At 59.2% G+C, this 9,454-nt stretch carries 9 protein-coding genes; all 9 read right to left on the bottom strand.

What is annotated here, in order from left to right; genetic code table 11:
- Positions 1-182: 182 nt before the first annotated feature.
- On the bottom strand, positions 183-548 hold the full coding sequence (gene rplS / locus BDE01S_RS05425) for a 50S ribosomal protein L19 (protein WP_066078375.1): 366 nt from the start codon (positions 546-548) through the stop codon (positions 183-185).
- A 13-nt stretch (positions 549-561) separates the two neighbouring features.
- Entirely contained in the window at positions 562-1,329 is a 768-nt protein-coding gene (trmD, locus tag BDE01S_RS05420) for a tRNA (guanosine(37)-N1)-methyltransferase TrmD (RefSeq protein ID WP_066078372.1), read from the bottom strand.
- Positions 1,329-1,838: a ribosome maturation factor RimM gene (gene rimM, locus BDE01S_RS05415; protein WP_066078371.1), complete on the bottom strand. Its 510-nt coding sequence runs from the start codon at positions 1,836-1,838 to the stop codon at positions 1,329-1,331. The genes trmD and rimM overlap by 1 nt, the downstream gene beginning before the upstream one ends.
- 15 nt (positions 1,839-1,853) lie before the next feature.
- The gene (gene rpsP / locus BDE01S_RS05410; protein ID WP_066078368.1) at positions 1,854-2,102 is read right to left on the bottom strand and encodes a 30S ribosomal protein S16; all 249 of its coding nucleotides are present in this window, start codon (positions 2,100-2,102) and stop codon (positions 1,854-1,856) included.
- Between the two features lie 78 nt (positions 2,103-2,180).
- On the bottom strand, positions 2,181-4,559 hold the full coding sequence (locus BDE01S_RS05405; protein ID WP_066078366.1) for a bifunctional acetate--CoA ligase family protein/GNAT family N-acetyltransferase: 2,379 nt from the start codon (positions 4,557-4,559) through the stop codon (positions 2,181-2,183).
- Between the two features lie 272 nt (positions 4,560-4,831).
- The gene (locus BDE01S_RS05400; protein ID WP_066078361.1) at positions 4,832-6,235 is read right to left on the bottom strand and encodes a sensor histidine kinase; all 1,404 of its coding nucleotides are present in this window, start codon (positions 6,233-6,235) and stop codon (positions 4,832-4,834) included.
- A 6-nt stretch (positions 6,236-6,241) separates the two neighbouring features.
- On the bottom strand, positions 6,242-6,919 hold the full coding sequence (gene misR, locus BDE01S_RS05395) for a two-component system response regulator MisR (protein WP_066078358.1): 678 nt from the start codon (positions 6,917-6,919) through the stop codon (positions 6,242-6,244).
- Positions 6,920-7,181: 262 nt separating this feature from the next.
- Positions 7,182-8,996, bottom strand: a complete 1,815-nt coding sequence (locus BDE01S_RS05390) for a PglL family O-oligosaccharyltransferase (protein WP_066078353.1) — start codon at positions 8,994-8,996, stop codon at positions 7,182-7,184.
- The gene (locus BDE01S_RS05385) at positions 8,996-9,355 is read right to left on the bottom strand and encodes a DUF2069 domain-containing protein (RefSeq protein WP_066078349.1); all 360 of its coding nucleotides are present in this window, start codon (positions 9,353-9,355) and stop codon (positions 8,996-8,998) included. Before BDE01S_RS05385 ends, BDE01S_RS05390 begins: the two co-directional genes overlap by 1 nt.
- Positions 9,356-9,454: the final 99 nt, after the last annotated feature.

The following is a 9,454-nucleotide window of genomic DNA, read 5'->3' as shown; positions in this document are numbered from 1 at the left end:
AGGTAAGGGGTTCGGGGCGTGTTATTGCGGGAAAAGACCGCCTTGTATCATTTTGTTTTGAATTTACTATATATTCCGTGTTATCCGGCTATGCTCGCCGACAATACGGTCGGGCAGAAACTCATAAAGAAAACCCGCTTGGAGAAGCGGGTTTCCGTAGCTGCGAATTAATCTGCGGGAGATTAACCTTTGCGTGCAGGCAGTTTTTCTTTGATGCGTGCCGCTTTACCGGTCAGGCCGCGTAGGTAGTACAGTTTGGCGCGACGCACGTCACCGCGGCGTTTTACTTCGATTTTCTCTACGTTCGGAGAGTACAGTTGGAACGTACGCTCAACGCCTTCGCCGCTGGAGATTTTGCGGACGATGAAGTTGCTGTTCAGGCCGCGGTTGCGACGGGCAATCACCACGCCTTCGTAAGCCTGCAGACGGCTGCGGTTACCCTCTACCACGCGCACGGATACGACTACGGTGTCGCCCGGAGCGAATTCGGGGATGTCTTTGTTCAGGCGAGCGATTTCTTCTTGCTCTAATTGTTGAATCAGGTTCATTGTTTTTCCTAAATTATGATTGGATTTCCCGTTGCTCCGGCTCGCTGCCCTGTTCGGACAGGATTTCCTGCAGGAGGCGGGATTCCTTTGGGATTAAATCGCGCTTTTCCAATAAATCGGGGCGGCGCGCCAATGTGCGTTGCAGCGATTGTTTCAACCGCCACTCTGCGATTAAGGCATGATTGCCCGAGCGTAACACTTCGGGTACGCCCATGCCTTGAAACTCTACGGGTTTGGTGTAGTGCGGGCAGTCCAACAGGCCGTCTGAAAACGAATCCTGCTCGGCAGACTGCATATCGCCCAATACACCGGGCACCAATCTCAATACCGCGTCCATCAGCATCATCGCGGGCAGCTCGCCGCCGGAGACAACGAAATCGCCGATGCTGATTTCTTCGTCTACGCTGCTTTGCAGCAGGCGTTCGTCTATGCCTTCGTAGCGGCCGCACAGCAAAATCAGATTGGGCTCTGCCGCCAGCGCCGCTGCTTTTTGATGGGTCAGCGGTGTGCCTTGCGGGCTGAGGTAAATGACTTTGGCTGCGCCGTTGCAGGCTTGCCTGGCTTCGTCAATCGCGGCTTTCAGGGGCGGCGCCTGCATAATCATGCCGGGCCCGCCGCCGAAAGGGCGGCTGTCGATATAGCCGAGCGGGTTGTCGGCAAAGCGGCGCGGGTTGATGGCCTGAAAGCGCCAAAGCTGCTGCTTGAGGGCGCGGCCGGTCACGCCGTGGCCGGTGATGCTGTCGAACATTTCCGGAAACAGGGTGATGCTTTGGATAAACATCAGTAATCCAAACCCCAATCGACGTTGATGGTGCGGCTGTCGTGATCGACTTCGCCGACATATTGCGAAACGAAGGGAATCAGCTTTTGGCCGTATGCGCCTTCGACCACCAATACATCGTTGGCGCCGGTTTCCAGAAGGTTTTTGACTTGTCCGAACACGATGCCGTCGCGGTTGACAACGCTCATGCCGACTAAGTCTGCCCAATAGTATTCGCCTTCTTCTGCGGGGGCGAATGCTTCGCGCGGGATTTCGATGGTGTAGCCGCGCAGGGCGAAAGCCCGGTCGCGGTCGTCGATGCCTTCGAATTTGACCTGCAGCTCGTCACCGGCCACTTTGCCGGCTTCCACGGATACGGTCAGGGTATTGCCGTCTTTGCTTAACAGCCACTCGGGGTAGTCCAGCAGGCTGTCGCTGTATTCGGTGGAAGCTGAAACTTTAACCCAGCCTTTGATGCCGAATACGCCTTTGATGTAGCCCATGGCTACCCGTTGTTGAGTGTCGGTCATGGCGATAGTCGGTCATTAAGCGGCGATTTTTTGCTCTTTAACCAGTTTGGCTACGGCTTCGCTGACTTGTGCGCCTTGGGCAATCCAGTGGTTCAGACGCTCGGCGTTGAAGCGTACGCGCTCTTGTTTTTCGTTGGCAACGGGGTTGTAGAAGCCCACGCGCTCGATGAAGCGGCCGTCGCGGCGGTTGCGTGAATCGGTAACGACAACATTGTAGAACGGACGGTGCTTAGAACCACCGCGGGCCAAACGGATAACTACCATTTTTGAATCCTTTTGAGAAAATCGGAGAATATAAGAAACCGCCCATTTTAGGGTAATTTGTGGTTTTCATGCAAGCATTTATTGCTGGAATTTGTGTTTGCGCCCTTCGGGTGTGGCAGAAAGGCCGAGCTTGGCTTGACAGAGGTCTTTGTCCTGCGTGCCGGCAATCAGGGTAAAACCGGTTTTTTCGGCCAGCTTGAGCATGGCTGTGTTGCTTTTGAGAATTTCGGCGCTCATGCTTTGGTAGCCTTGCGCGGCGGCCAGCTCAATAATCAGATGCATCATTTCGGCGGCCAGCCCGCTGCCGCGCACGCTTTCGTCGAGCGTGATGCCGAATTCGCATTCGTCGCGCGAGAGGCGGGAGAAGCGGCTGACGGCCACGATGCGTCCTTCGGCGTTTTCGGCGATAAACGCGCCTTCGCAGCTGTAATCGAGGCGGCTGAAACGGGCAAGGGTGGGGGGCGGCAGCTCGTTGGTTCGGGTTAAAAAGCGGGTGTAGCGGGCTTCGGGCGACAGGTTGCGGATAAAGTTTTGCTTGGCTTCGGCGTCTTCCGGCTCAAACGGGCGGACGTGCACGCTGCCACCGCCGCGTAAGGCGATTTCCTGCGGGTAGCCTTCGGGGTAGGGCGCGAGTACGGTTTCGGCCTGCGGCAGGCCGTCGGCGCCGTTTTTGCCGATTAGGCCGACGGCTTCGCCGGTGTTGAGCAGGAAGCCTGCGGCTGCGGCGTTGCGGCTGCGGATAAATTCGGCGGCATTTTGCAGGTGTTTGGCCGCGGCGGGTTGGCGCGGGGCGGAGCGGGCGGCTGCGGGTTTGAAGTCGCTGCTCAGGCCGTTGCTGTCGAGATGGAACAGGATGTCTTGGTTCAGCCGCTCGGTTTTGACGAGAAAGTTCAGGCCGTGCAGCAGGCGGTTGAGCGCGGTTTTCAGACGGCCTGCGTCGAGAAATTCTGCCAGGCGGCTTTGATCCAGCGTGGTAAACGGCGGCAGTACGGCGATGCTGCGGCCTTGGCTGTATGCGGCCAACACCGCGCCGTAATGCGGATGCCGTCTGAAAACCAGACGGGCGGCGGGATAGGCGGGGTTGGCACGGTATTCGGGCAGGCCGAGGGCGTCGGCCAATGCCTGCCAGTCTTGGGCGTCGCGGGCTTTATCGACGGCGGCGGGCTGGATGTTTTTCAGACGGCCTGATTTGGGCGCGGCGCTTTGCTGCAGCCGTTGATGCCGCGCGGCGGTGGTGTTGCGGAAATACAGCGCCTGTAGCGCCTGCTCGGGGCGGCGGAAATGCAGCAGCCCTTCGGCTTGGCGGCTGCTGATGAGCAGGGGCGTGTCGGACTGTTGCGCCAAGCGTTTGAGAATGTGCGCGGCGGCGCGTTCGTCGTCTTCCGCTTTGGGGGCAATCACGGCCAGCAAGGCTTCGGTTTCGCTGTGTTGCAGCTCTTGGGCGGCCAAGCTGCGGAATAGGGCGGGGCTGGGGTGGCTGCCGATATAGCCGTGGCGCGGTATGGTGTGTTCAGACGGCCTGCGTAATTGAATCCGGCAGGCGTGGGCGGGGGCATCCAGCCAGCCGCTGGGGGTGTCGGAAAGAATGGCGGCGCGGGTGGCGGGTTTGAGGTCAGAGAGGGCGGCGTGCAGCGCGGCTTCCAGGCTGCTGTTGCAGAAGACGGGCTGGAAGTCGGCGTGTTCGGCCAAGGCTTCCAGAATGGCGCGTTCTTCTTCGTCAACGGCGTTTGTGCAGTAGAGAATCAGCGGGGTGTGGCGGGTAAACGAGCGGATGGCGCTGAAAAGTTTGCGCGGGTTTTCCAGCGGATTGTAGTGGACGACGGCCACGCGGGTATGGCGGTTGTGGCCGAAGCGGTTGAGCCAGTCGGCGGAGCTGGTCGGGGTCAGGGCGTATTGCAGGCTGATGTGGCGCGATACGCCCTGCTGCATTTGGCGCAGCATCAGGCTGATTTCGCTGCTGACGGCATCGGCGCCGGTCAGCAGGGCGGTGTGTCCGGCGGGGAAGTCGGGCAATGCGCCGGCGTTCAAGCCTTGCGCGGGCAGCTGGATGCCGGCGCTGTTGCAGATGCTGATGTTTAAGTCGGCGCCGTGGTGTTTTTTCACGGCTGCGGCTGCGGCGCGCCATTCGTCGTCGGAGCGGGTTTCCCAGTCTTGCACGGCGATGACGTGGTGCAGACCCTGTTTGCGGCAAGCGCGGAACAGGGCGTCGTAGCCTGCGGGTGGAATAACGGCCAGCACCAGGTCGGCCGGCTCGCTGATTTTGCTGAGGGCAGAATGGGCTTGGAGGCCGGCTACGGTTTTGTGGCGCAGGTTGACGGGCGTGATTTTGCCTTGATAGGCCGAGCCGAGCAGGGCGCTGAGTATGCGCTCGCCGAGACTGTGCGCCCGCTCGCTTGCGCCGACGAGAATGATGTGCTGAGGGCTGAAGAAGTAACCGGGCATGGGTTGGGCGGGCATGGGCTGCTCCTTGGGTTTGTAGGGTTATAAAGGCCGAGACTTTTGCAAAAAAATAGAAATAGCCAAAAAAACGTTTGTAGGGGCGGGTTTTACACCCGCCTGAGGTCAATCTATTGTGTCTATAGTCGGAGAGTAAATTCTGCTAGGGCGTTGGCTCGCCTTGTCGTACTATCTGTACTGTCTGCGGCTTGCCGCCTTATATCAGAATTTACTCTCCGACTATAGTTGCAAAAGTCTCAGGCCGTCTGAAAAGTTCAGACGGCCTGATGCTGTTATACCGCTTTGGCCGCTTTTTCAGACGGCTTTTTCTTCGGCAGGATAAAGCGGACGTTCAAGCCGTTGGGCTTGATGTTTTCTGCCATGATTTTGCCTTCGTGCTGGTCGATGATGTGCTTGGCCAAAGCCAGCCCCAGCCCCGTGCCTTGTTTGCCGGCGCTGGAGTCGGCGCGGTAAAAGGCGGTGAAGATGTGCGGCAGCTGCATTTCGTCCACGCCCGGGCCGTTGTCGGCGATGTCGATAATCCAGTGTTTGCCGTCTTGGCAGACTTTGACCTGAATGGTGCTGCCCTCAGGGCTGTAATTCATGGCGTTGCGGATGATGTTGTCAAACGCGCGGTAGAGATAGCGTTCGTTGCCGTTGAGGGTGGCGTTGGCCGGGATTTTGGCATCGGGCACCAAGCGCACGGTCTGGCGGTTTTGCTGGGCAACGGTTTGGCTGTCTTCCACCAGATTGCTGAGAAAGGGCAGCAGCAGCATGCTTTCTTTTTCCAGCGGTACGTTGGAGGTTTCCAGCCGCGACAGGGTGAGCAGCTCGCCGACCAGTAAATCCATGCGGGTCAGCTCGCCTTCCAGCCGCTTGAGGTATTGCTCCTGCTTTTGCGGCTGCGCCTGAATCAGGCCGATGATGGCCTGCATACGCGCCAGCGGGGAGCGCATTTCGTGGGAAACGTGGTGCAGCAGGTGGCGCTCTTTGGCGACGAGTTTTTCCAGTTTTTCGGCCATTTTGTCAAACTGCCCGGCCAGCTGCGAGAGCTCGTCGTCGCGGTCGTCCATCTGCTGGGAGATGCGGGTGGTCAGTTCGCCGTTGGCCACTTTGTTCATACCGTTGCCGAGGATGCGGATGGGCTTGGTGATGTTGTTGGCCAAAATGTAGGCCATCAGGAGGCCGACGAGAATGATAAAGGAGAGAATGATGAATTCGTGCCAAATCGGGGCAAGCGGCAGGCCGGGGATAAACAGGGTGCTGTGCAGACGCTTGGCCTGATGGTTGTCCCAGCCTCGGATGAAGAAGAGGTATTCTTCGCCGAAGCGCCCGTATTCGATGTGCGCCAGCTCGGAATCGGGGTTGTTGACGGCGAATACGCGGGCGCGCTCGATGGTGCGGTTGTCGATGTGGCGGCCGAGAATGTCTTTTTTCTCGTCGCCGGAAATCACGAATACGGCGTTGGATACGGGATTATGCCGCCATTCGTTGAGCAGGTCGCGCGCGCCGGCGTCTCCGCGCGAACGGAAGGCGGAGACGATGCTGTTCATCAGCGTGGTTTCGATGGTACGACGCTGGTTGAACTGGTTTTCGGCCAAGGTGTTCTGCACCAGCCAGAATGAAAAACTCGCCACAAAGATTGCGCAGATAATCACTGCGCAAAATGTGGCGAAGATGCGTTGGAACAGTTTCATACCGTATCAGTTTTTGACAAACAGGTAGCCTAAGCCGCGTACGGTCTGAATCAGCGATGCATCGCCGAGCTTGTGGCGGATGCTGGAGATGTGTACGTCGATGCTGCGGTCGAATTTGGCCAGCTTGCGGTCGAGCGCTTCCACGGAGAGGGTTTCTTTGCTGACCACTTGTCCGGCGTGGCGCATCAAGACTTCCAGCAGGTTGAACTCGGTGCTGGTCAGTTCCAGCGGGGTGTCTTTGATGGTGGCCTGGCGTTTGGCCGGGTAGAGTACGACATCGCTGACGGCAATGCTGTTGGGCGTATTGCTTTGCTCGCCGCTGTTTTGGGCGCGGCGCAGGATGGCGTTGATGCGCGCCAGCAGCTCGCGCGGGGTGCAGGGTTTCGGCACATAATCGTCGGCGCCCATTTCCAGGCCGATGATGCGGTCGATATCGTCGCCTTTGGCGGTGAGCATGATAATCGGCACGGTGCTTTGCGCGCGGACGTTTTTCAATACGTCCAGGCCGTTCATTTTCGGCATCATGGAGTCGAGCACGACTACATCGTATTGGCCGGTCAGGATTTCGTGTACGCCTGCTTCGCCGTCGGGTACGCTGTGTACGTTCAGACCTTCTGCGGTCAGGTACTCGGTCAGCAGTTCGGTCAATAAAGCGTCGTCATCTACCAATAATACGCGGCTCATGGAATTTCCTTTTTGTGGGTTGTCTGATCGGAAAATGGGGGCGCGTGCCGCAGATGCAAGGGCGGCGCGGCGGCCGGATGCCTGCGCGGGCAGGCGGGACTTTTCCGATTAAGAGATTTTCATCTTAACATACAATAATGTATTTCTGATAGCGGATTTCGCGGCGGGTTTGCGCTTTTTTGCAATGGGTGTAACGGGCTTTACATTTTTTCAGACGGCTTTTGCACACGCGATGCCGTCTGAAAAATGTATGGCCGCGCCATCAGCTGCAGGGCTTGGCGGCGGAGCGGCCGGGTGTCTCGGCAAAAGCGCGGCAGTCGGCCAGCAGCTTGGGCAGCAGGGGCGCAAAGGCGGCATTGGCGCGGACTTTGCGGGCGTAAAACGGCATTTGGTAGGGATAGTAGTAATACATGGCCTGCATCCATTGCGCGCCGCGCTCGGTTTCGCCCTTGCGGTAGAGGTAGAGGCCGGCCTGGTGGGCGTTGGCATACGGGCGGTAGCTTAAAGCATCGATGGCGGCCTGCTCCGCCCAGGGCTGCACGTCGGCATCGGCGGGGTCGGCGCGGCGCGTAAGGTTCAGCTCGGCGTAGTAGCGCAGCATCGGCGATTGTTCGGCAATACGGCGCAAACCGGCGGTTTGTTCGGCAGCTTGGGCGGCGGTTTCGTTTTTGGCTTGGCGGCTGTAGCGGGTCAGCTCGGTATATTGCCAGCCCAGATGCACAATGCCGGCCGCCAGTACCACGGTTGCGACGCTGCCGGCCAGCTGGCGCAAACGCGGCGCGGCGGCCGGAGCAGGATCGGCAGCAGGCGAGAGCGAGAGCATGACGGCAAACGGGGTCAGGAAATAGATATACCACAGCGGATATTCAAGCATGCTGTGGCACAGCGATACCGTCAGCAGCGCCAGCGGCAGCAGCGACGCAGGCGTGGCGGGGCGGCGCAGCATGGGGCGCAGCGCGGCGGCCAGGCAGGCGGCGGCCAGCAGCGTACCCGCCAGCCCCGTTTCCGCCAGCAGCTGCAGCACGATATTATGAGAATGCGTAAACAAAACGCTGAGAATATTGTTGGAAAACGTGTGGGTTTCGGCGTGTAGCAGGAAGCTCTGGCGGGCAAAGCCGTTCCAGCCGTGGCCGAGCCACGGGGCGGATTGGAAGGCCTGCCAGGCTTTGCTCCACTCGATATCGCGTGCCGAGCCTTGGAAGCCGCCACCGGCCACGCGTTCCGCAGCCGTTTGATAGCCGCCTGCGCCCAGCCAGTCGAGCAGCGGCGCCATGCCGAATTGAAACAGGGCGGCCAATATCAGCGCCAGCAGCATAAAGCGGACCACGCGGGCGGATTCGCGGCCGCCGTACCAACGCCAAAACGGCAGCAGCATACCGACGGCCATCAGATAGGTAAAAATCGTGCGTGAGTTGACCAAGCCCAATACCGCAGTCAGCAGCACCAGCAGCCATACGCCTGCCCACGCGGGGATTTTACGCATACCGGCCAGCCAGCCCGCCGCCAGAATGCCCCACATCAGATAATGCCCCAAATGATTGCGCTGGCCGAGCTGGCCGTTGATGCCGTCTTTGCCGCCCGCCGCCAGAATGCCTTTAAACCATTCCGCGCCCGCCCAGCCTTTAAACTGCATAAAGGCAATGACCGCCTGCAGCAGCGCCCCGATAAGCAGCGCGCCCGCAAATACGGACACCACGCGTGTTTGGCCGTATCGGGTCATCCAGCCTTGGCACGCCCAAGCCGTTAGCGCGAGCACGGCAAACGTGCCCACCACCATATCGCTCATGCCGGGGTAGGTCAGATGCAGCACACGCGCCTGCAGCCACCAAAACGCCGCCAGCAGCAGAAAGCCGACGGCAGCGGCAGGCAGACGCACCCGCAGCAGCCCGCAATAAGCCGCCGCCGCACACAAAAACAGCGCGCCCAGCAGCGAGCCGCTTTCCAGATAAAAGCTCGACAGCGGGCCGACGCGGTAAAGGGAGAGAAACGGTGCAACATTTATCCACAAAAAGCCGATCCACAGCAGCGCAAGATGCTGCTTGGGCATAGGCGTGCCGTCTGAAAAACGCGTCTGCATCAGCGCCCCGCTTTTTTGTGTTGCGCCGCAAAAGCCACGCAGGCAGTGAAAAACACCACGCAGAGCAAAACCGCCGCCGCCGCGCACCAACGCCCGGCAGCATCCGCGTCAAACAGGCGCATAAAGGCTTCGGCAAAATAAATCAAAATCAGCATAGCGCTGTATTGGTAGGTATAGATTTTGCCTTTCAAAATTCCTGCCAGCGGCAGGCAGAGCGGCAGTGCCTTGAGTGCGAGCCAAGAGCCGCCGGGGCGCAGGGGTGCGAGCCAAAGCTCCCACGACAGGCTCAGCGCAATCAGCGCAATCAGGCTGACGCAGGCAGCGGGGTAGGACCAGTGTTGTTTGAATCGGTTTGTCATGACGGTGTGCAATCAAAGTGTGGAATATGCCGTATGAAAAATGCGTGTTTTCAGACGGCATATCGGGGAATAGGGCTTATTATATAGTCGAAGAGTAAG

It is taken from the genome of Bergeriella denitrificans NBRC 102155 (genome assembly GCF_001592185.1).
In the GTDB taxonomy this organism is placed as follows: domain Bacteria; phylum Pseudomonadota; class Gammaproteobacteria; order Burkholderiales; family Neisseriaceae; genus Neisseria; species Neisseria denitrificans.
This window is presented reverse-complemented; position numbering and strand designations above follow the sequence as displayed.